The sequence below is a fragment of the Phocaeicola coprocola genome (assembly GCF_041333015.1).
Lineage (GTDB): Bacteria > Bacteroidota > Bacteroidia > Bacteroidales > Bacteroidaceae > Phocaeicola > Phocaeicola coprocola.
On record NZ_JBGKGM010000004.1, the window covers coordinates 76,144 to 97,853 of the forward strand.

The following is a 21,710-nucleotide window of genomic DNA, read 5'->3' on the forward strand; positions in this document are numbered from 1 at the left end:
TTGATAGTTATTAACTACGGCTTACCTCCAGACCTTTATTGGAAAGGCTCATTTCTACAAAACGGGCACGGTCGTTTGGCGGGTTCTGGGTAAGTATTTTACGAATACGCAAGGCGGCTTCAGGGTCTTTGGCAACCATGTATAGATAGCCACCGCCTCCGGCTCCTGGAAGTTTATAACCCAAACAAAGATCATCTATCTGTTGGGTAATGGCCGCTACACTGTTAGGATTGGTTCCTGAATCGAGTGCCTGATTCTGTTGCCATGTTTTGCGTATTAATCTTCCCATTTCCTCGAAACTGTTTCGCTGGATTGCATCGTATAGATCGATGGCATGTTGTTTCATTTGTCCCAGTAAATTCAAGTGCTCTGTAGAATTGAGGAACATGCCACGTACGATTTCTGCCAAAATACCTTTTGCGGTACGTGTGATACCTGTATAGTATAATAGATGACATTTTTGATATTCATCGTGTGTAAACAAGTGTTCTGGCAACCAGCGCACCATTGGCTCCTGGTTCCATCCGGGTTGTGTCTGCAAGAGTTTCACACCTTGAAGCACGCCTCCGTATTGATCTTGCCATCCGCCTCCGGTTGTAAGCAACTGTTCTAATATCAGTGTACGGCTTCCGATTTCGTGTTTGTCCCAGTTTAAGCCACAAAAATCGTTTATTGCTCCTAATACAGTAGAGGCTAGGATAGAGCTTGTTCCTAATCCTGAGCCGGCTGGAATAGCAGACAATAGTGTTACTTCTATACCAGCTCCGAATGAACGTAATTTTTCTTCCAGTGAAGTACATCTTTCTGCCGAGAAGTCGGGATGGAAACCTGCCAGTACTAACGCTGCCTTAGGAATAGAGAAGGGAGAGCCTACTTTATTGAATGTATGTAGTTCATCGAAAGTGGTGATAACTTCCATTGCACCCAAGTCGATGGAACGAAGGATGATTTTATACTCATTACAGGGTTTGACATAGACTTGTAACGGGGGTTGACCGTTTAGCTCTATTGCAATGTTTACCACGTTTCCTCCTTCCATCAAACTGTATGGAGGGGTATCTGTCCAACCTCCAGCTAAGTCTATACGTACCGGACTGCGTCCCCATACAATCTGGTCCGGATACACCGAAAGACGAGGGTGCTGTTTATGGTCGACTGTTGAAGTAAGCCCTTCACGCATCAGGCTGAAAGCTTTTTCTTCTTCCCGTGCTATTTCTTCTACCAAATGGCCGTCTGAATCACGCAGTTGTAATGTTCGTGCACGGAACATTGCATCGCTGATACGGGTCATTAACGGTGCAGAGGAGGGAAGGGGAGCGGGTAATTCTAATTGATGATGTGCATATTCTTCGGCTGCTTCTTGCAAATTGAGCTGATAGAATACACTGCGTTCATAATTTTTAGCCAGGGCAGTCCAGCTGTTTTTACGGAAAGCTTCACGCTGCTCTGTCAGACGGCGCAGATTGGCATAAGCTGAAATCTCATCGGCTGAAACTTTTTGTGCGTGTATCCAGATATCTTTTCCCTCGTTCAACTTCGGCTCGTCTGTCATCCAACGCATGACAATTCCAAGTTCGTCGACAGATGTACATATCGGGAATATGCGTGCAGCCTGAAGATCATGGTTACATGCTATTTCATCAGCTGTCAGGTCACGGTCTGATAACCATTTCTGAACCGGTATTCCTTGATATAAGGTTGAATCATCTTTCAGACTGCCTTTGAAAGCGTCATTAAATCCATAGGGACGGGCCACATAATTACTTTCTCCCATCGGTATGACGTCAATACAGATTCCCTCAGGAATATTGATGTGCCATTGATTGACAGGTACTCCTGTTATGATATTGCGCTTATGGAGTGTCCAGTTTTTACTTATGCAACTGTTTTCTATCCATACCTCTGAGTTTTCGGATGTCAGTGTATAGTCGGTCAGTGCATTTTGCACGAAGATAGCCGGATGAGGCTTTACTTTCTTGTGCATAATTGCTCTCTGGTCGATTACGCAATTTTGTATTGCCAGTGTAGACGAAATCATCTCCCGGCTTGTTCCATAGTGATGAAATTCACCACCCGGCAATGGCAGGATTGCTACTGTAAGTTTGTTTATTTCGGGATCGTTGATACGAGGATGGCTACCTAGAGCTGGTCCGAAGTCAGAATACATATCGTAGAAGCCGATTGATCCATCCTCTTTGAGTGAACGTTTTACCATTAACTCTACAGCCCGGTCACTCAGCAGCCAAATGCCAATATCCATCAGAAACAGATAGTTTTGCATCAATGCTCCTAATTCATCTACACTCGGCTTTTGAAGCATAAAGTCCAGCTTTTCGGGAGTATTGCGTGATGAAACAAAAACACCGTGATTCTTTGCCAGTTCAGGATCTACCCACAGTCCGTAACATACAACGTCTGCATCGGGGATTTCTTGTAAGGCTTGTTCTGCACGGATATATACATCTCCGCTGGCAATAAGTGTATGCAATTTCTCCGGGGCTTTCTGCATGATTTGCTCATACAGGGGAAGCTGAAGTGACAATAAGTTTTGTGTAAGCTTTTGACCACGTCCCCAGCGGAAAACTGGGATTGGGGTAAGTATTTTACCGGAAGGAGCATATGAGGGTAATCTCCGACTTTGGCCGCCGGCGTGTAGCAGGATACGTTTTTCGTGAGCAAGCCATTCTGTGAGTGGAGTAGTGTCACTTTCGCTGTTTTTGCATGCTTGTAATAACCATGCAGTTCCACCACCTGAACCTAACTTTGAACCTACCGGATCGGATGTACAGAACCATTCTTGATGGTTGGCATGCTCTATATCGTGAAAACATTCCACCAGATTAGGTGGAAGCGATAAAAGTTTCTTCATATTGGATTATGTCGTTTGATGATTGATGCAAATACCTTTCAGATACCATTCGTAAAGGCGATGTATTCCTTCGTCGATTTCTACTTTGTGATGCCAGCCTAAGGCATGAAGTTTAGAAACGTCGGTAAGCTTACGCATTGTGCCATCAGGTTTTGATGAATCCCATTGCAGCTTGCCCTTAAAGTCTATTTCTTTCATGATTTTTTCTGCAACTTCACGGATTGACAGCTCTTTTCCTGTACCTACGTTGATGTGGCAGTTGCGTACTTCTTTTGCCCCTTCTGCATAGGTATCTTTGAAATCGACATTTAATAATACATGTACGCTGGCGTCTGCCATTTCCTCACTCCATAAAAATTCGCGTAATGGCTTGCCTGTTCCCCATAAAGTAACGGCTTGAGGGGTAATGCCGAATTTAGCCAGTTTATCAAGAATTTCCTGGTCTGTGCAGTTGCCGTCTACACCTTCTACCGGACGTAGGTTGATATCTTTTCGTACAGCTTCCCAGTTATTCGTATTCAAGCATTTAGCAAGATGGATTTTACGGATCATTGCTGGCAATACATGACTGTTTTCCAGGTGAAAATTATCATTAGGACCATACAGGTTGGTTGGCATAACAGCAATGTAGTTCGTGCCATACTGCAAATTGAAACTTTCACACATTTTCAGTCCTGCTATTTTGGCGATAGCGTATGGCTCATTAGTATATTCTAACGGAGAAGTAAGAAGAGCTTCTTCTTTCATTGGCTGCATTGCTTCACGAGGGTAGATGCATGTACTGCCTAAAAACAATAGTTTCTTTACCCCGTGACGGAAACTTTCACCTATTACATTCTGCTGAATCTGTAAATTGCGGTAAATGAAATCAGCGCGGTATTGCAGGTTGGCCATAATTCCTCCTACATGTGCAGCAGCTAATACTACGGCATCAGGCTGTTCTTTGTCAAAGAACTCTCGTACTGCTATCGGATCCAACAAATCAAGCTCTTTATGGGTACGTCCTACCAGATTGGTAAAACCGCGTTGCATCAAATTATTCCAGATGGCAGATCCAACCAGACCTCGGTGTCCTGCCACGTATATTTTTGAAGATTTGTCTAGCATTGTGATTCTCTTTTTTAAAGTAGGAACGCGAACTTAATCACTAAGTCCGCGCCCCAAATTCATTTTTAATGAATTTATCGGTAAAATTAAAGTAGTGTCTTTTGCAGGAAATGACACTGCTATATTGATTTATAATGCAATTTTTTTACGAATTTCATATCATGCTCTACCATGATACGGACTAATTCTGCAAAAGGCGTTTTGGTAGGATTCCATCCCAAAAGAGTCTTGGCTTTCGTTGGGTCTCCTAAAAGTTGTTCTACTTCACATGGGCGGAAGTATTTGGGATCTACTTCAACTAATACTCGTCCGGTTTCACGGTCAATACCTTTTTCGTCTACTCCACTACCTTGCCATTCAAGTTCAATACCTAAATAGTGGAAAGCTAGTGTACAGAATTCACGTACGGTATGCATTTCTCCTGTAGCAATGACAAAATCTTCAGGGGTATTGTGTTGTAAAATAAGCCACATGCATTCTACATAATCCTTAGCATAACCCCAGTCGCGTTGTGCATCTAGATTACCTAGATATAACTTATCCTGAAATCCTTGTTTAATGCGTGCTGCAGCCAATGTGATCTTTCGTGTAACAAAAGTTTCTCCACGTCGTTCTGATTCATGATTAAACAAGATACCGTTTACAGCAAACATATTATAACTTTCACGATAGTTCTTTGTTATCCAGAAACCATATTGCTTTGCTACACCATAAGGCGAACGGGGATAGAACGGTGTGGTTTCCTTTTGTGGAACTTCCTGCACTTTGCCAAAGAGTTCTGAGGTAGAAGCCTGATAGATGCGACAGGTTTTTTCCAAACCGCAAATACGTACAGCTTCCAATAAACGCAATGTGCCTATGGCATCGGCTTCGGCTGTGTACTCTGGCACGTCGAATGATACTTTTACATGGCTCTGTGCTGCTAGATTGTAGATTTCTGTAGGATGAATATCACCAATAATTCGGATAAGCGAACTGGAGTCTGTCATATCTCCCCAATGTAGGTTCACCAAACGTGACTGTTTCATGTCGCGCACCCATTCATCTAAATAAAGGTGTTCGATACGTCCCGTATTGAACGATGAAGAACGGCGTAAAATACCGTGCACTTCATATCCTTTTTCTATAAGGAATTCGGCAAGGTATGAACCGTCTTGTCCGGTAATACCGGTTATTAAAGCAACTTTTCTCATAAATAAAACTTTACTGAATAGGTTGGTTTTTTTATTTCTCAACACAAAGATATGTCAAAAAAGCTGTATTGCCAAGTGCGGTTTATATTATTTCCATATTATTCACGTCTTCTTGAAATTGGATTTTTCGGCAAATGGCTCTACGATTTATTTGTTTGCGTACCCAGTGTATTCCCTTTATTTTTATTAAGTTATAAAGTACGATAGGTAAAATCTGTTACATGCACTTCACCTTCACCTCCTGCATATATGCCAGGACGGAGAGAGAGGAATTCTCCCAATGTATTGTGATGGTAGCCTTGCATGTCAAATCCCCATGGATATTTGTGCCATGTCTTACCGTCGGTGCTGTACCATCCGGAAATAATGTTGTCATAATTGCGTAAGCGTACCCATAAGCGGCATTTTCCATCATTTACGGTTATTTCCGTTTTGGGCTGGCTGGTATGTATGGCTCCACGGCGATAACGAAGAAGTTCACCGGGACGGAATCCTAACCCAAAATGCATGTCTTTATTGTAGTAGATGACTAATCCGGCTGAAGCTTCTGCATTATTTAGTTCAAGGCATGCTTCGATTTCATACCGGTGATCACCTGCACGTGCAAGAAGGGGAGAGGCATCTTTGGGACTTTTACCTTTTGCTTTCAGTGTGATGAGTTCTGGAGTGACATGGAAGCGTGCGGAGAAGTTTTCTCCGGCTGCTTGCCAGATAAAATCTTTCGCTGTACGCAATGACGGACGTTGAGGCTCCGGCAATGGAGCGGGTTTGTCTGTGAGATGTAGCCATCCGTCATCACCTATAACAACTTCACGTGTTAAAGTTTGTCTTCCTAACGTAAGATATCCTTTCTCATATCCATGAAAAAAAAGCATCAATTTACCTTCTGGAGTATCAACTACTGATCCGTGTCCTTGACTCCACCAGGTTTCTTGTGGTGACTGAGTTCGTAATAATGGATTCTCTGGTGCATTTTCCCAAGGACCGTGTACGCTTTTTGAACGTGCCTGTACTACCATGTGTCCTGTAGGAGGTCCGGCAGTTCCACCTTCAGCCGCTAGTAGATAATACCAATCATTGATTTTTTTCACATTCAGGCCTTCTAATGAGAAGCTTTCTATATCCCATTCTTCAGGTATCTCCCAACCTTTATAGATGATTTCAGGCTTACCTGTAATGGATAGTCCGTCGGCGCTTAATGGGTGTAAATCGCCTGCGCTGAGTAATAGATATCGGTTACCTTTTTCATCCACTACATGCTCAGGATCTATTCCTCCTACTTTCAGATCTACAGGTTTACTCCATGGACCTTCAGGGCTGTCTGCCCATGTAACCATATTCGTTTTTTCTCCTTTTTCATTGCGGGTCGGGAAATAGATATAAAAACGGTTGTCGTACACACAAATATCAGGAGCCCAAATGTCACCTGTATATTCGGGTAATGCTGCCGAGCAGGGAGTCCAGTCTGCAAGATTTTTTGAACTGTATACCACTAGTCCCGGAGTGTAGATGAATGACGAATGTACCATGTAATAAGTGTTACCTACGCGTACTACTGATGGATCTGGCATATCGCCTTCCAACAGGCGAACTGTTGTTGAAACAGGTTCGGTTTTGTCTTGTTTTTTCTGATTCTCCGTAGCTGTACAACTTGTAAATAAGGCTGCAAGCAGAAGAGCATAAATGTTGGTTCTCATAGTTAATAAAATTTGTGTTAAGTGTTATGTTTCGCAAGTTCGTCAAAATAAGTGAAATATCCAAATGTTTAGATATCTCAGGTAAATGTGTATCGATAAAATCAGGCGTTGAAGAAAAAATAACAGTAAATTTTGGAAATTCCCAATTCTTTTCAGAATCGGTAGGTAGTTTTGCAATAGAAAATTAAACGAAAACAAATAATAACTCTTTAAAAACTTATGATTATGAAAAAGTTAGTATTTTTCTTGGTGTGTTTGTTTACAATGCAGGTTGTAGTGGCTGACAATGATAAGCCTGTCACTTTTGAACAACTTCCTCAAGCGGCTCAGAGTTTTGTAAAAAAACATTTTGCAGACCGTAATGTGGCTTTCTCAAAAATGGATAAAGATATATTTGATGTTACTTATGATGTCATGTTTGTTAACGGTGATAAATTGGAATTTGACAAGCAGGGTAACTGGAAAGAGATGAAGTGTAAACATGGTTTGGTGCCTGAAACTGCAGTTCCGGCACAGATTGTAAAATATGTAAAAACAAATTACCCGGAAGCAAAAATCTTGCAAATAGAAAAAGACCGCTATGAATATGAAGTAAGATTATCGAATTTTTGGGATTTGAAGTTTGACTTGAAATTTAATCTGATTGATATGGATCGTGATGACGATTAAAAAAGGAAGATAATTTTAAAGTGGCATGCCTCTATAGTATTAGCCTACATTATTCATAGTGGATTCATTTCAGGTTATCAAAACAGATATGGGGACAATCTGAAGCCTCCAACTAATGTCTATCATCGAATGACCGCTTGATGTAGAGTTATAATCCTGTCCGAAGCCTTGATTTCGGCATGCTCAGGTCTGATTATCACGTCCATTTTTATGGAGCGGATATGACTTATAAGTCCGATTACAGAATCGGACTCAGGTTGATTTCAGATTATTCCACTTGTCAGGCAGAGAGTCTCGTCAAGGCTTGCGACAAAGCTTCAAGGTGTCGATGGTGTGGGGAAAAGCTGAACCTTATAAAAGTCTTTTTTTCGACTATGAAGACGGCACTCAGCATAATCCGCTTCATGAAGCTGTCCATCGTGAAGGCGCCGACCTCTGTATTGGAGAAAGCCTTCGACCTGAGACGGTATGCGGTCACATATGCCGCGCCATATAGAAACAGCCGGAACATATTGGCTCTGAAAGAACTGCACGACATCCTGTCGGCTCGAAAATACTTCAGGTCTTTTATCCATAGCTCCATTGTGCCGCGCTTACAGTAACGTCGATATACTGTCTCGGGCTTGTTGTTACGGTTGCTTGTGACTATGAAGCGGACGTTTACACCCTTGTCGGAGACTTCGATTTTTGCAATCACCCTCTGTCTGTATTTCCATGATTTGGCTTTGTACTCAAAGCTGTAGTAACGGCGTACATCCTCATGGTGAAGTTCGAAATCCCCCTTGGCACGGCGCAATTGCTTGTCGATTTTCTTCATAAGCGCAGGATTGCCCGACAGCCCTGTGATAAATCTCACATAAAGATGTGTCTTGACCCAGTCCATAAACTCATGGCTGCAGAAATGACTGTCCCCGCGGAGTTCTATTATTGTGTGAGGCCATTCCTTATGGATGTATTCAATGACTCTGCGCAGTATACCGAAGATGTTCAGCGACTTGTTGCGTCGTCCCGGTCTCAGTAGAGGAAGTATCAGCTTGCCGTTCATACCGTCGAAAATAACCATCGGCATGTAGCAGTATTCGTCATAGTAATCATTGAACAGCGACAGCTGCTGCGCCCCGTATGTGTTGGCATTTGTATCGTCAACGTCAAGAATAATCTTACGCGGAGCTTTGTCGAAGGATGAGATGTAGTCCTTGACAAACAGTTCTGCTATTTTCCATAAGGTCCTTTTGTCAATATGATTCTCAAGCCGTGTCATCGTCGGTTGTGAGCACAGGCCGGGATCCGATGCCTTGCGGCCCACGCTCATCTTAAGGGCACTGTCGTGGCGCAGGCGGTCGCAGTCGTTGGCATCCTCGTAGCCGCACATTATCTGTCCGACACGCTGGCAGACCATCTCTTCGTAGGAATGCTGTACGAAAAGTTGATTTCGATAATCCGGAATTAGGCGCGCTATCTTTCGCGCTATGCTGTCTTTCATTAGACCGACAAGCACCAGTCCTCCATTGGACGAGATGTCCGGGGCATTGAAATCGACCTGAATTTTCCTGTCAGGAAGCACGTCTTGAAAAGAAAAAAGATTTTTCTCTTGACTGACTCCGTTATTTGTTGTATCTTTGCACATGAGAACGCCGGTATTAAGTTTATTTTTAACACCTTAAAGTTAATGCTTTTCTTGCAAATATACAAGAAGGGCGTTCTCTTTTTTGTGGAGACTATGAATTATTCAGGTTAGCACTTAACCTGCCATTTTGCCAATGCGATGTTATGTGAAGGAATTTTTAGTATCTTTGTATTCAAATAATTCACATTTTATGTATTTCTCCACGATTTGAATTCAAGTATTCACCTGTAAGAAGTTACTAATGACAAAAAAGAAATTGCCCGTTCGTTTTACGGGTCAGCACTTTACTATTGATAAAGTGCTAATAAAAGATGCAATAAGACAAGCAAATATAAGTAATCAGGATACGGTTTTAGATATTGGGGCAGGCAAGGGGTTTCTTACTGTTCATTTATTAAAAATCGCCAACAATGTTGTTGCTATTGAAAACGACACAGCTTTGGTTGAACATTTACGAAAATTATTTTCTGATGCCCGAAATGTTCAAGTTGTCGGTTGTGATTTTAGGAATTTTGCAGTTCCGAAATTTCCTTTCAAAGTGGTGTCAAATATTCCTTATGGCATTACTTCCGATATTTTCAAAATCCTGATGTTTGAGAGTCTTGGAAATTTTCTGGGAGGTTCCATTGTCCTTCAGTTAGAACCTACACAAAAGTTATTTTCGAGGAAGCTTTACAATCCATATACCGTTTTCTATCATACTTTTTTTGATTTGAAACTTGTCTATGAGGTAGGTCCTGAAAGTTTCTTTCCACCGCCAACTGTCAAATCAGCCCTGTTAAACATTAAAAGAAAACAGTTATTTTTTGATTTTAAGTTTAAAGCCAAATACTTAGCATTTATTTCCTGTCTGTTAGAGAAACCTGATTTATCTGTAAAAACAGCTTTAAAGTCGATTTTCAGGAAAAGTCAGGTCAGGTCAATTTCGGAAAAATTCGGTTTAAACCTTAATGCTCAAATTGTTTGTTTGTCTCCAAGTCAATGGGTAAACTGTTTTTTGGAAATGCTGGAAGTTGTCCCTGAAAAATTTCATCCTTCGTAGTTCAAAGTCGGGTGGTTGTCAAGATGATTTTTCTGGTTTGGTGTCGTCTTTTAAGCTGCCGCATAACGAAAAATGGTAGCCGTAGTTGCCGGATTTACAGCACTTTCGTATCAATTTAGCACTTCGGTTCGTTAAAAGCACCAAAGTATCAAGTTGGCACGAAAGCCGGCAATTATCGGCTACCATATGTTAGTGGCATTTATCATTTCATTATATTCATTTGCTTTAACGCATTTTTTGTTACATTAATTCTCGATGAAATAAAATCATCAACATTCAATCCGTCTGTCGGAATTACATTTGTTGCAAAAAAATAAACATTAGATTTTGTTTCAACATAACCAACAAACCAACCATTATATTTTTCTTCTATCGAACTTAATCCAGTCTTACCGCTTAAAATGTAATTTTCAGTTCGCTCAATTTCCATAATATTTTTGACAATCTTTATTGTCCTATCAGAAATTGGAAATTTTGAAAAATAGAATTTCCTTAAAAAGTCGATTTGTTGTTTTTGAGATATTTTTGAATTTCCTTCAAGCCAAAAATTGTCAATCGTTAAACTGTCAAAAATCATATTTTTATACTCAAATTTTTCTAAATATTCTTTCATTTTAATTGTTCCGATTTTCCTTGCAATTTCCTGATAGCAAGGAACACAGGAAATTCTAAAAGCATCTTTAAATGATAAATCTTTTTCCCAAATATCCATTTTTCTCTGCTCGCCATTCCATTTTAAAATAGTTGTATCATTTTCAATAATGCCTAATTCAACAGCAATTATAGAATTTGGAATTTTGAATGTTGATGCAGGTAATTTTCCGTTTTTAGCCCAATCAAAGTCATTTGAGTAAAAAGTATTCTTGTCGTTATCATAAATTAGAATTGAACCATTTACTTGAAAACTATCTAAAATTTTGTCAAAATCAGAAATTTCTGTTTCAATTATGTTTTTATTCGTTGTTGTGTTACAGCAAACAAATAAAAATATCATTGAAATAAAAACTACAAATAAAATATTTTTCATTTATTGTCTAATTATCGTTTGTTTTTGTTGCCACTAACGGGAAACGCATTGGCGAAGTGGCGGATAAATTGGACAAAAAGTTCAATTTAGCAGTGACGTAGCCGATGTGTTTCCACAGAAGCTAAATTATTAACCTGAATAATTCATAGTCTCCACAAAAAAGAGAACGCCCTTCTTGTATATTTGCAAGAAAAGCATTAACTTTAAGGTGTTAAAAATAAACTTAATACCGGCGTTCTCATGTGCAAAGATACAACAAATAACGGAGTCAGTCAAGAGAAAAATCTTTTTTCTTTTCAAGACGTGCTTCCTGACAGGAAAATTCAGGTCGATTTCAATGCCCCGGACATCTCGTCCAATGGAGGACTGGTGCTTGTCGGTCTAATGAAAGACAGCATAGCGCGAAAGATAGCGCGCCTAATTCCGGATTATCGAAATCAACTTTTCGTACAGCATTCCTACGAAGAGATGGTCTGCCAGCGTGTCGGACAGATAATGTGCGGCTACGAGGATGCCAACGACTGCGACCGCCTGCGCCACGACAGTGCCCTTAAGATGAGCGTGGGCCGCAAGGCATCGGATCCCGGCCTGTGCTCACAACCGACGATGACACGGCTTGAGAATCATATTGACAAAAGGACCTTATGGAAAATAGCAGAACTGTTTGTCAAGGACTACATCTCATCCTTCGACAAAGCTCCGCGTAAGATTATTCTTGACGTTGACGATACAAATGCCAACACATACGGGGCGCAGCAGCTGTCGCTGTTCAATGATTACTATGACGAATACTGCTACATGCCGATGGTTATTTTCGACGGTATGAACGGCAAGCTGATACTTCCTCTACTGAGACCGGGACGACGCAACAAGTCGCTGAACATCTTCGGTATACTGCGCAGAGTCATTGAATACATCCATAAGGAATGGCCTCACACAATAATAGAACTCCGCGGGGACAGTCATTTCTGCAGCCATGAGTTTATGGACTGGGTCAAGACACATCTTTATGTGAGATTTATCACAGGGCTGTCGGGCAATCCTGCGCTTATGAAGAAAATCGACAAGCAATTGCGCCGTGCCAAGGGGGATTTCGAACTTCACCATGAGGATGTACGCCGTTACTACAGCTTTGAGTACAAAGCCAAATCATGGAAATACAGACAGAGGGTGATTGCAAAAATCGAAGTCTCCGACAAGGGTGTAAACGTCCGCTTCATAGTCACAAGCAACCGTAACAACAAGCCCGAGACAGTATATCGACGTTACTGTAAGCGCGGCACAATGGAGCTATGGATAAAAGACCTGAAGTATTTTCGAGCCGACAGGATGTCGTGCAGTTCTTTCAGAGCCAATATGTTCCGGCTGTTTCTATATGGCGCGGCATATGTGACCGCATACCGTCTCAGGTCGAAGGCTTTCTCCAATACAGAGGTCGGCGCCTTCACGATGGACAGCTTCATGAAGCGGATTATGCTGAGTGCCGTCTTCATAGTCGAAAAAAAGACTTTTATAAGGTTCAGCTTTTCCCCACACCATCGACACCTTGAAGCTTTGTCGCAAGCCTTGACGAGACTCTCTGCCTGACAAGTGGAATAATCTGAAATCAACCTGAGTCCGATTCTGTAATCGGACTTATAAGTCATATCCGCTCCATAAAAATGGACGTGATAATCAGACCTGAGCATGCCGAAATCAAGGCTTCGGACAGGATTATAACTCTACATCAAGCGGTCATTCGATGATAGACATTAGTTGGAGGCTTCAGATTGTCCCCATATCTGTTTTGATAACCTGAAATGAATCCACTATGAATAATGTAGGTTAGAAGACATGCCACTTTTTTTAAGGTTGTTTTTAGTATAGTTCTTCGCCGTAAGAGAACAGCCAATCTGCATCTTTTAATAGCGGATGGTGTTTGTCTTTTTCTGAAAGAATTACTTTCTCAGCAGGAATTTTCCAGTCTATGCCAAGAGCAGGATCATCCCAGGCAATAGCTCCTTCACTTTGAGGTGCATAGAAATTATCGCATTTATACTGGAAAATAACTTCATCAGTCAGCACGCTGAATCCATGTGCAAAACCACGTGGTATAAAAAATTGACGGTGGTTTTCTTCTGTCAGTTCTACTGCTACATGCTGTCCGAATGTTGGAGAACCTTTTCGGATGTCAACTGCAACATCAAGTACAGCTCCTTTTACAACGCGGACTAGTTTGCTTTGTGCAAAAGGTGGTTTTTGGAAGTGTAATCCGCGTAAAACACCATAACTCGATTTACTCTCATTGTCTTGTACAAAGCGTACGGTACGTACCTGCGCATTGAAATCTCTTTCGGAAAAAGATTCAAAAAAATATCCTCTGTCGTCCTTAAACAGACGAGGCTCAATGATGACTACCCCGTCGATTGCTGTTTTGATAACGTTCATTTTTCGTATAATCGTTTTTTAATCGTTTAGTCCCAATTCGTCTATTACTTTCAGCAAATACTGACCATATTGGTTCTTTAGCATTGGTTGTGCCAGCTGACGCATCTTCTCAGCGGTGATCCAGCCATGACGCAAAGCTATGCCTTCCAGACATGCTACTTTTAGTCCTTGACGTTTCTCTATTACTTCAATGTAGGTGGATGCTTCGGCTAGTGAATCGTGAGTACCTGTGTCAAGCCATGCAAACCCGCGGCCTAACGTCTGTACTTTCAGTTCTCCGTCGGCAAGGAAGCGTTGGTTTACTGTTGTAATTTCCAGCTCACCACGTGCTGATGGTTTTATATTTTTTGCCACATTTACTACTTTGTTCGGATAGAAATAAAGTCCTGTTACGGCATAATTAGATTTCGGATGTTCTGGCTTTTCTTCAATGGAAAGGCAATTTCCAGCCTCATCAAATTCAGCAACACCGTAACGTTCTGGATCACTTACCCAATAACCAAATACTGTTGCTTTAGCTTCTTCTTCAGCTGTTCGTACAGCTTCTTTCAGCATTGCGGTGAATCCATTTCCATGAAAGATATTGTCACCCAATACTAGGCAGGCAGCATCGTTACCGATAAATTTTTCACCAATAATGAATGCTTGCGCCAGACCATCGGGTGAGGGTTGTTCTGCATATTCAAAATGAACACCGAAATCGCTTCCATCACCTAATAGACGACGGAATCCCGGAAGATCATGTGGAGTAGATATAATAAGTATTTCCCGGATTCCGGCAAGCATCAATACCGAAATGGGATAATATATCATAGGCTTATCAAAAATAGGGAGCAGTTGCTTTGAAACTCCTTTTGTGATGGGGTAAAGGCGAGTGCCTGAACCTCCTGCTAAAACTATACCTTTCATAATTCCTTTGTTGTGTATTTCTATTTCTATGCAAAGTAAAAAGTTTTTCTTATATTGGCAAAGTTTTTGGATATAAACTCATTATATATTGGATTTTCCGTATTTTTGTAAAGCTAATGAATTTATTGCACAAAAAATAAAGTTGAATGAATAAACGACATTATCTGGTAGCAGCCATGTGTCTGATGACGTTGGCGGCATGTACACAGAAAACAGAATTGCCCGAAAACCCAAAAGATAAAGAAGAATACCGAGATAGTCAGGGAAATAGCTGGATTTACAATGCCATGCTGATGCGTTGGGCACTTATGCCTTCTCTGACTAATGGCTTGAGTACCACTCATTATTATTATCCGAAGTCTGGTTCATGGACCGATGCCAATGGTTCTCGGGTGAATCCTCCTTCGGGAGTAAAAGTCAGCCCATCGGGTACAAGTAAATCGAAATCGAGTGGGAATGTATTTGGTACTACCCGCCGCTCATATAGCATTCACGGATAAATCAGGAGCAGATGGAAAGATTCAATATGACCCCTCGTTCTGATTATAGGGAGAAAATTGAAGCTCTTGGGTTCGATTTTCATGGTGATTATTGGCGTGAGGAAGCTTATTACCGTTTTACTCCCGCAGAAATAGAGCGACTTGAAGAGGCGACAAGAGAAGCCTATCGTATGTATTGTGAGGCTGCTGAATACATTATTTCAGAAAAGCCGGATTTTATGGAGCGTATGTTGCAGATACCTGCTGAGGTATGTGAACGCATCTGTGAGTCCTGGAACCGGGATGAATTGAGTTTGTATGGGCGTTTTGATTTTCTGCTTGACGAGAAAGGTGTTCCTCGTATTTTGGAATTTAATGCAGATACGCCTACATCCCTGCTCGAAGCGTCAGTCATTCAGTGGCAGTGGAAAGAAGAATGTTTTCCTGAATGTGACCAATATAACGGTATTCATGAAGGTTTGGTTCAATCGTGGAAAGATATATTCCCTGCGGGAAGCAATATACACTTTGTCGGAGCTCTTGATGATCATGAAGATACTGGAACATTACAATATCTGGCAAGTACAGCTATGGAAGCTGGATATTCTACACGTGTGCTTGACATTAATAGCATGAATTTGCAAAATGGTCTTTTTTATGATCCTTCCGGTGAATGTATTCAGAAATGTTTTAAACTTTATCCTTGGGAATGGATGATAGATGAAAGCCCGGATGGATGTCTGGCTCAGGTTGAGTGGCTGGAACCAATTTGGAAGCTGGTAATGTCGAACAAGGCTATTTTAAGTATACTGTATGAATTGTTTCCTGATTCTCCTTATGTATTACCCTGTTATTTGTCACGTCCACAGCAAGGAGTATTTTGTAAGAAACCAGTTTTCTCGCGCGAAGGGCACAATGTAAGTGTGGTTGATATTCGTCAATGGGAAGAACATGCGCTTCTGAAAGAAACAGAAGGTGATTATAATACGGGAGCTTATGTATATCAGGAATATGTAAAGCCTGTGGCTTATAGCGGACGATATCCTGTCATTGGTTCATGGATAGTGGGCGGAGAGCCTGCCGGAATCGGTATTCGTGAAAACCGAACAGAAATAACCGACAACCTCTCCGAGTTTGTTCCACATATTATTTCATGCCTCTAGCCTTGTAGATGCGTTCCTTTGCATTGTTAATGCTTTGGAACTTTTCCTCGGCAGCCTTGCGAATGTCTTCTCCCAATGTTGCTACACGGTCGGGATGGTGTTTCAGCGCAAGGCGTCGATAGGCAGCACGGACCTCGTCGTCGGTGGCAGTAGGTTCTACTTCCAGAACTTTGTAAGCTTCCTCTAAAGAATTGCCGGACAAGTTCAGCATAGACTCTACCTCTTTGGCTGACAATTGCATAGACTGTGCAACTTCTTTTAAAGCATCTATTTCGGCGGCGCATACATTTCCGTCGCTGCGGGCAATTTGTGCCAGGAAGCTCAGAAGTTGCAAACGTTCTTCATAACTCATGTTGGCAGCAATCTGTGCCCCGCATTCGCGGATAGTATTCTGAAAAGCATAAGGATTGGTTGCTTCCATACGTTTGCGCTGTTCGAATAAGTTAAGTAATATCTGCTCTCCTTCGGCTACAGCGTCTTCGCCAAAATTTGTTCGCAGGAATCGCCGTACAAATTCCATTTCGCTATGCATGATTTTTCCGTCTGCGCGAATGATGTACGAAGCCATGACAAGCAGTGAGAACAAAAAACTATTTCTCTGTCCGGTATATGTTTCATTGCCGGCATCCATATTTTCAGGAGCGTATGCAGCTTTGTCGAACAGTGAACCGATTGCATAACCTGCAAGTGCACCTAGCGGTCCCATAGCCATAAAGCCCATGATGCCGCCAATCCATTTTCCTAATTTCATATTTTCTATCTTTGAGTTTGAGACGGTAAAGTTAGTAAAAACAATGCATATTCTATAAAAGAATGCAGGATGATATTTCGCTGATATGTAGAAAACCTTTACATTTGCAGCATGATGAAACCACAATTATTAATTGGAGCAGCTACTTCAGGTAGTGGAAAAACGACTTTTACGATGGGATTGTTGCGTGCGTTGAAAAAACGTGGCTTACAGGTACAGCCATTTAAATGCGGTCCCGATTATATAGATACACAGTTTCACGCAATAGCATCTGGACGGCCTTCGATAAATCTTGATACTTGGATGATGCATCATCATCACATGCAGCGCATCTATAATTTATATGCAGAAAATGCAGATGTATGCGTGACAGAGGGAGTTATGGGCTTGTTTGATGGTTATAGCCGCGATAAAGGAAGTGCAGCCGAGATAGCAAATCTGCTGAATTTGCCTGTTGTATTGGTTATAAATGCACGGGCAGCAGCTTATTCTGTCGCTCCGATGCTATGGGGATTCAAGCACTTTGCACAAAAAGTGAAGATTGCTGGAGTTATATTTAATCAGGTTTCATCGGCTTCGCATTATGCTTTTTTGAAGGACGCATGTACAGATGCTGGCATTGAAGCTTTAGGTTATATTCCTTTTGCTGATGAGTTGTATATTCCATCGCGTCATTTGGGACTTACGCTTACAAGCAAGTCTTCGATGAATGACGTAGCAGAAAAAATATCCATCCTGATAGAAAAATACGTTGATATAGATAAGCTGATTAGTTTATGTCAGGCTGTATTTCCATGTCCTTATACATTACCTTATGTATCGGAAGAAGGTATAAATGAGGTTTTTCAGCGGAAAATAAGAATCGCAGTGGCCAGAGATGAGGCTTTTTGTTTTACGTATCATGAAAATTTGAAGCAGTTGTCGAAATGGGGGCATATAACATATTTTAGCCCCCTGAGAGATAATAAACTTCCAGCTGCTGATCTGGTTTATCTGCCTGGAGGCTATCCGGAATTATATGTTCGTCGTTTACACCATCGTAAAGAGATGATGCAGCAGTTGCGGACTTATGCAGAACGTGGAGGAAAAATATTTGCAGAATGTGGTGGAATGATGTATCTGGCACGTACGCTTACCGTCAAAAAAGGTAAGATATATGATATGGCAGGTATTTTACCCATAGACTGCACGATAGAGCATCCTTCTCTTAATTTAGGCTATCGGGAAATGAAATACAAAGGTGTGTTGCTTCGTGGGCATGAATTCCATTTTTCCATGATAACATCTTCTGACGTTTTGCATTCGGTAGCGCAATTGTACGATGCTTATGGTTCTGAAGTCAACACCCCTTTGTACAGATATAAGAATGTTATAGCCGGATATACTCATTGGTATTGGGGAGAAACAAATCTTATGCAATTATGGGAATAGCTTATAGGTGAATTAGATTTTTCGGATGATACGGGCTGGTACACCTCCCACAATCGTATTTTCGGGAACATCTTTTGTTACTACCGCACCTGCTGCTATTACCGCATTGTCACCTATGGTAACACCTTGTAGAATGGTAGAGTTGGATCCAACCCATACGTTTTTTCCAAGTGTGATAGGGGCAGGATATGTTGTCTGGCGGTCTTCTGGGGCTAATCCATGATTTAATGTTGCAAATACCACATTATGTCCAATCTGGCAACCATCGCCTAAAGATACTCCTCCGTGGTCTTGAAAATGACAGCAGGCATTAATGAATACATTTTTCCCCACTGTAATGTTTTTACCAAAGTCAGTATAAAATGGAGGGAAAACTCTGAAAGATTCATCTACAGTTTTTCCAAAAAGGCGTGATAATAAGTTGCGTACTTCTTCGGGAGTATGGTAGGCGTTATTCAGTTCAAAAGTGATACGTCGTGCCTCATTGCTCATATCATTCATAAACTGATGTATTTCTGCCGTATTGAGAGCACGGCCTGTCTTTACGTATGCTAAAAATCAGAAAGCTCCATAGTTATAGTATTATTAATTTATGGCAAAGATACTTCCTATGGTACAATTTGGTGTAGATAAATTACAGATATTGTAACCTCTATTACAGATTTTAACGGAGATGTAAGTAAAATATCTCTTGGAATAGGAGTTTGATAAAATGCATAGCGTGATGGTTGGTAAATGATGAGTGTTTATGTTCCTCCTTTACTGTATGAAAAGAAGAACATAAACACGTAAGATTCATTTATTTTTCAGGAATTACTTCGTTCAGGCAAGTTATGGCATTGAGTGTTCTCGGATAACCTATATAAGGTAATAATTGGGTTGCAACTGCGAGTAATTTTAACTTGTCATTTCCGACATTTACGTTTCCTGTAATGTGTCCTTTTACTTGTGGTTCGCATCCTCCTAATGAGATCAAAATTGCAAATGTAAGTAATTCTCGGGTCGGTATATCAAACACAGGGCGGGTCTGGTAATCGCCAAAGCAATTTGCAGATAGGAATTTTTGTATGTGTAATTGATTCTCTGGAGATGTTTCATACATCCGGTCTATTTGATCGCCGAAGATACTCTTCTGAAGCGCGAGGCCTTTTTCCTGTCTTGCTTTGGGTTGCAGTATAGATTGCGGTGCCAAAGGCAGTTTTACACCTCTGTTTTCCAGAAATTTATTTGCAATTTCCACCATCTCTTCTACCTTTGTCATTCCGGCATAGGGTACGGCGTGATAAAGTACTTCTTTTATTTCCAGCGGAGTGATTCCGTTTGAAAGAGCTGCATGAAGTGTTTGGAGATATGTTGTTTTTGCATTTACTGTTATAGCCGAAGCCATAGTTACCAGAATACGTGTGCGGGTATCCAGGTTACTGTATTTTTGTACCTCACCAAAGGCAAAGTTACCAAATATTTTTGTTAACTCAGGATCAGAAACAGCCAGTTTGTCATTTACGCAGGAATACCATGTAGCCTGATTTCTTGCTGCTTCTGCTGAAAGTGTATTACTTTGTGAGGTCGCAGCAAGGTATTGCTCATCGTCAACAGGTTCCAGCCAGGTGTTTTTATTACTCTGTGGGTTACATTCTATTGCGAGATGTGAAAACCAACTGTCAGGAGCTGCTCCGTGCCAATGAATTACGTTTGGAGCTATTTCTACGATATCACCAGGGAGTAGCAAACGTGCCGGTTTGCCTTTTTCCTGATAATATCCTTTTCCTCCTACGGCTATCAGGAGCTGTCCTCCTGTATGGCTGTGCCAGTTGTTCCTGCATCCAGGTTCAAAGGTAACATTACATACAGGAGTGTTTAGATCTTTATTGCTTGTGAGCGGAGCCAGATATGATTTCCCGATAAAAAATCTGGCATATTGTACATTCTCTTCACCTAAAGGAAACGCACTAAGGTATTCGGGGAGTTGTTTTTCTTTTTCCATATTCTGTGCTTTTAATGTAGTCATTGGGAACATTATTACAGTTGTAATACATACTAATATAAAATCCTTTATTCTCATAGTACAATCGTTTTATGATTTGTCATATTCGTGTACTGCAAAAATATTGGCTTTTATATAATGGGTACGTAACCAAATTACTGTTTTTTCTACCCGAATTACCGAAACACATGCTTTGTGTAAGGAAACATACATTTTCTATTCTGGATGAATTTCATTGGGTGAAGGTAATTGTTTCCATCCTTCTCCAAAAGTATCATAGGCATCAGTTACTACAACAAATGCTCGGGGATCTGCCTTTTTTATCGTAAGTTTTACGCCTGCTACTTCTTTATAACTTACTACGAGGAAAATCATTTCTTTCTCCTTGCCTGTATATAGTCCGCTGCTCTTAATACAAGTTGCTGTACGGTCAAGATCTTTTAGTATGTACGTATGCAGTTCTGTCATTTTTTTATCGCTGATTACAAATATCAGCTTGTCATTTTTGGCTCCGTTTATCATATATGCTATCACTCTTGAAATAATGAAAATAGCGATGAGGGAGTAAAGTGACAAATGCCACGAAGGTTGTATAGAATCTTCTGCACTACCTATGCCAAAGCCAATGACTGCCAGTCCGAAACATACTACGGTTCCGTCAACTAAAAGTATGGCTTTTGAGAAGCGTATGTGGCAGTATTTTTGGAGTAACATTCCTACGATATCACTTCCGCCTGTAGTGGCTTCGTTGCGTATGACAATTCCTGTTCCTATTCCGATTAAAGCTGCACCTATAACACAGGCTAACATCAGATGATCAGATAAGTTCATGCTTCCACCTGCAAGCTGTGCTGGATCGAGTGTTTCCAATGCTTCTTTGGTAGGATAAACTAGTTTGGATATGATATTCATCAGTAAAGGGGTAATGAGTGCGGCAGCAATCGTACGTGAACCAAGTTTGGCTCCCAGCAAAACGACTGAAAGAATGAGCAATGGAATATCGAACATGTAGCCAAACGTTCCTACCTGAATTGAAGGAAATAAGTTATGAAGTACGATACTGGCTCCATACACACCCCCTGGAACAATGTTGTATGGATTGATGAAAAAGACAAAGCCAGCTGCCAGAATAATGCATCCTATCAGGATACTGAACCATGAGTAGAGCGTATTTTTCATATAATTTCTATTTTTATGCAACAAATTTACATAAAAACTAGCATTTTAAAACACTATTCGTGAAAAATAAAAAAATGTTCCATTTGTTTACTTTTGCTGGTTTTATTCCTTAGTTAATTATTTTTGAATTAAATGTTATGATTAAAAAATTGATAT

18 protein-coding genes are annotated in these 21,710 nt (G+C 40.9%); 6 read left to right on the plus strand and 12 right to left on the minus strand.

Annotation, left to right across the window (positions count from 1 at the left end; translation table 11 throughout):
• Positions 1–10: 10 nt before the first annotated feature.
• The 4 genes from ACDG22_RS10950 to ACDG22_RS10965 form a co-directional block, all read right to left on the minus strand.
• The gene (locus ACDG22_RS10950; protein WP_178270009.1) at positions 11–2,869 is read right to left on the minus strand and encodes a bifunctional fucokinase/fucose-1-phosphate guanylyltransferase; all 2,859 of its coding nucleotides are present in this window, start codon (positions 2,867–2,869) and stop codon (positions 11–13) included.
• Positions 2,870–2,875: 6 nt separating this feature from the next.
• Positions 2,876–3,976, minus strand: coding sequence for a GDP-L-fucose synthase family protein (locus ACDG22_RS10955; protein WP_022126505.1), 1,101 nt, complete (start codon positions 3,974–3,976; stop codon positions 2,876–2,878).
• A gap of 119 nt (positions 3,977–4,095) precedes the next feature.
• Positions 4,096–5,169, minus strand: a complete 1,074-nt coding sequence (gene gmd / locus ACDG22_RS10960) for a GDP-mannose 4,6-dehydratase (protein ID WP_022126506.1) — start codon at positions 5,167–5,169, stop codon at positions 4,096–4,098.
• A gap of 191 nt (positions 5,170–5,360) precedes the next feature.
• On the minus strand, positions 5,361–6,866 hold the full coding sequence (locus ACDG22_RS10965) for a family 43 glycosylhydrolase (protein ID WP_022126507.1): 1,506 nt from the start codon (positions 6,864–6,866) through the stop codon (positions 5,361–5,363).
• 225 nt (positions 6,867–7,091) lie between these two features.
• Here ACDG22_RS10965 and ACDG22_RS10970 point away from each other — a divergent pair, with 225 nt between their 5' ends.
• The gene (locus ACDG22_RS10970) at positions 7,092–7,535 is read left to right on the plus strand and encodes a PepSY-like domain-containing protein (RefSeq protein WP_022126509.1); all 444 of its coding nucleotides are present in this window, start codon (positions 7,092–7,094) and stop codon (positions 7,533–7,535) included.
• A 280-nt stretch (positions 7,536–7,815) separates the two neighbouring features.
• Here ACDG22_RS10970 and ACDG22_RS10975 read toward each other — a convergent pair whose 3' ends face one another.
• Positions 7,816–9,162 (minus strand): IS1380-like element IS616 family transposase, encoded by a 1,347-nt coding sequence (locus ACDG22_RS10975; protein ID WP_004295325.1) that lies wholly within the window; start codon positions 9,160–9,162, stop codon positions 7,816–7,818.
• A gap of 241 nt (positions 9,163–9,403) precedes the next feature.
• Between ACDG22_RS10975 and erm(F) the strand changes: the two genes are divergently transcribed.
• Positions 9,404–10,204 carry a 23S rRNA (adenine(2058)-N(6))-methyltransferase Erm(F) gene (gene erm(F), locus ACDG22_RS10980; RefSeq protein WP_004295323.1) on the plus strand — a complete coding sequence of 267 codons (801 nt, stop codon included), beginning with the start codon at positions 9,404–9,406 and terminating at the stop codon, positions 10,202–10,204.
• Positions 10,205–10,406: 202 nt separating this feature from the next.
• Here erm(F) and ACDG22_RS10985 read toward each other — a convergent pair whose 3' ends face one another.
• Positions 10,407–11,231, minus strand: a complete 825-nt coding sequence (locus ACDG22_RS10985) for a class D beta-lactamase OXA-347 (protein ID WP_004295324.1) — start codon at positions 11,229–11,231, stop codon at positions 10,407–10,409.
• A 240-nt stretch (positions 11,232–11,471) separates the two neighbouring features.
• Here ACDG22_RS10985 and ACDG22_RS10990 point away from each other — a divergent pair, with 240 nt between their 5' ends.
• Entirely contained in the window at positions 11,472–12,818 is a 1,347-nt protein-coding gene (locus tag ACDG22_RS10990; RefSeq protein ID WP_004295325.1) for an IS1380-like element IS616 family transposase, read from the plus strand.
• A 270-nt stretch (positions 12,819–13,088) separates the two neighbouring features.
• Here ACDG22_RS10990 and rfbC read toward each other — a convergent pair whose 3' ends face one another.
• A complete protein-coding gene (gene rfbC, locus ACDG22_RS10995; protein ID WP_022126510.1) occupies positions 13,089–13,658 on the minus strand; it encodes a dTDP-4-dehydrorhamnose 3,5-epimerase in 570 nt (189 codons plus the stop codon).
• A gap of 18 nt (positions 13,659–13,676) precedes the next feature.
• Complete coding sequence (gene rfbA, locus ACDG22_RS11000; protein WP_007569460.1) at positions 13,677–14,567, minus strand: glucose-1-phosphate thymidylyltransferase RfbA; 891 nt, start codon at positions 14,565–14,567, stop codon at positions 13,677–13,679.
• Between the two features lie 146 nt (positions 14,568–14,713).
• Between rfbA and ACDG22_RS11005 the strand changes: the two genes are divergently transcribed.
• Positions 14,714–15,067, plus strand: coding sequence for a hypothetical protein (locus ACDG22_RS11005; RefSeq protein ID WP_007569461.1), 354 nt, complete (start codon positions 14,714–14,716; stop codon positions 15,065–15,067).
• An 11-nt stretch (positions 15,068–15,078) separates the two neighbouring features.
• On the plus strand, positions 15,079–16,209 hold the full coding sequence (locus ACDG22_RS11010; RefSeq protein ID WP_118484661.1) for a glutathionylspermidine synthase family protein: 1,131 nt from the start codon (positions 15,079–15,081) through the stop codon (positions 16,207–16,209).
• Here the strand turns inward: ACDG22_RS11010 and ACDG22_RS11015 are convergent.
• Positions 16,193–16,960 (minus strand): DnaJ domain-containing protein, encoded by a 768-nt coding sequence (locus tag ACDG22_RS11015; protein WP_007569466.1) that lies wholly within the window; start codon positions 16,958–16,960, stop codon positions 16,193–16,195. The genes ACDG22_RS11010 and ACDG22_RS11015 overlap by 17 nt on opposite strands.
• Before the next feature lie 114 nt (positions 16,961–17,074).
• Between ACDG22_RS11015 and ACDG22_RS11020 the strand changes: the two genes are divergently transcribed.
• Complete coding sequence (locus ACDG22_RS11020; protein ID WP_178269831.1) at positions 17,075–18,391, plus strand: cobyrinate a,c-diamide synthase; 1,317 nt, start codon at positions 17,075–17,077, stop codon at positions 18,389–18,391.
• Positions 18,392–18,403: 12 nt separating this feature from the next.
• On the opposite strand, the gene ACDG22_RS11025 is transcribed toward ACDG22_RS11020, so the two are convergent.
• The 3 genes from ACDG22_RS11025 to ACDG22_RS11035 all read right to left on the minus strand — a co-directional run bounded on the left by ACDG22_RS11025 (position 18,404) and on the right by ACDG22_RS11035 (position 21,554).
• On the minus strand, positions 18,404–18,904 hold the full coding sequence (locus ACDG22_RS11025) for a sugar O-acetyltransferase (protein ID WP_270230649.1): 501 nt from the start codon (positions 18,902–18,904) through the stop codon (positions 18,404–18,406).
• Positions 18,905–19,190: 286 nt separating this feature from the next.
• A complete protein-coding gene (locus ACDG22_RS11030) occupies positions 19,191–20,453 on the minus strand; it encodes a cupin domain-containing carboxymuconolactone decarboxylase family protein (protein ID WP_178269828.1) in 1,263 nt (420 codons plus the stop codon).
• Between the two features lie 138 nt (positions 20,454–20,591).
• Positions 20,592–21,554 (minus strand): YitT family protein, encoded by a 963-nt coding sequence (locus ACDG22_RS11035; RefSeq protein ID WP_022126515.1) that lies wholly within the window; start codon positions 21,552–21,554, stop codon positions 20,592–20,594.
• Positions 21,555–21,710: the final 156 nt, after the last annotated feature.

Bases quoted from the DNA above. Each gene is read 5' to 3' on its own strand.
- ACDG22_RS10950 (WP_178270009.1), bottom strand. From the start codon at position 2,869: ATGAAGAAACTTTTATCGCTTCCACCTAATCTGGTGGAATGTTTTCAC.
- ACDG22_RS10955 (WP_022126505.1), bottom strand. From the start codon at position 3,976: ATGCTAGACAAATCTTCAAAAATATACGTGGCAGGACACCGAGGTCTG.
- gmd (WP_022126506.1), bottom strand. From the start codon at position 5,169: ATGAGAAAAGTTGCTTTAATAACCGGTATTACCGGACAAGACGGTTCA.
- ACDG22_RS10965 (WP_022126507.1), bottom strand. From the start codon at position 6,866: ATGAGAACCAACATTTATGCTCTTCTGCTTGCAGCCTTATTTACAAGT.
- ACDG22_RS10970 (WP_022126509.1), top strand. From the start codon at position 7,092: ATGAAAAAGTTAGTATTTTTCTTGGTGTGTTTGTTTACAATGCAGGTT.
- ACDG22_RS10975 (WP_004295325.1), bottom strand. From the start codon at position 9,162: ATGTGCAAAGATACAACAAATAACGGAGTCAGTCAAGAGAAAAATCTT.
- ACDG22_RS10985 (WP_004295324.1), bottom strand. From the start codon at position 11,231: ATGAAAAATATTTTATTTGTAGTTTTTATTTCAATGATATTTTTATTT.
- ACDG22_RS10990 (WP_004295325.1), top strand. From the start codon at position 11,472: ATGTGCAAAGATACAACAAATAACGGAGTCAGTCAAGAGAAAAATCTT.
- rfbC (WP_022126510.1), bottom strand. From the start codon at position 13,658: ATGAACGTTATCAAAACAGCAATCGACGGGGTAGTCATCATTGAGCCT.
- rfbA (WP_007569460.1), bottom strand. From the start codon at position 14,567: ATGAAAGGTATAGTTTTAGCAGGAGGTTCAGGCACTCGCCTTTACCCC.
- ACDG22_RS11005 (WP_007569461.1), top strand. From the start codon at position 14,714: ATGAATAAACGACATTATCTGGTAGCAGCCATGTGTCTGATGACGTTG.
- ACDG22_RS11010 (WP_118484661.1), top strand. From the start codon at position 15,079: ATGGAAAGATTCAATATGACCCCTCGTTCTGATTATAGGGAGAAAATT.
- ACDG22_RS11015 (WP_007569466.1), bottom strand. From the start codon at position 16,960: ATGAAATTAGGAAAATGGATTGGCGGCATCATGGGCTTTATGGCTATG.
- ACDG22_RS11020 (WP_178269831.1), top strand. From the start codon at position 17,075: ATGAAACCACAATTATTAATTGGAGCAGCTACTTCAGGTAGTGGAAAA.
- ACDG22_RS11030 (WP_178269828.1), bottom strand. From the start codon at position 20,453: ATGAGAATAAAGGATTTTATATTAGTATGTATTACAACTGTAATAATG.
- ACDG22_RS11035 (WP_022126515.1), bottom strand. From the start codon at position 21,554: ATGAAAAATACGCTCTACTCATGGTTCAGTATCCTGATAGGATGCATT.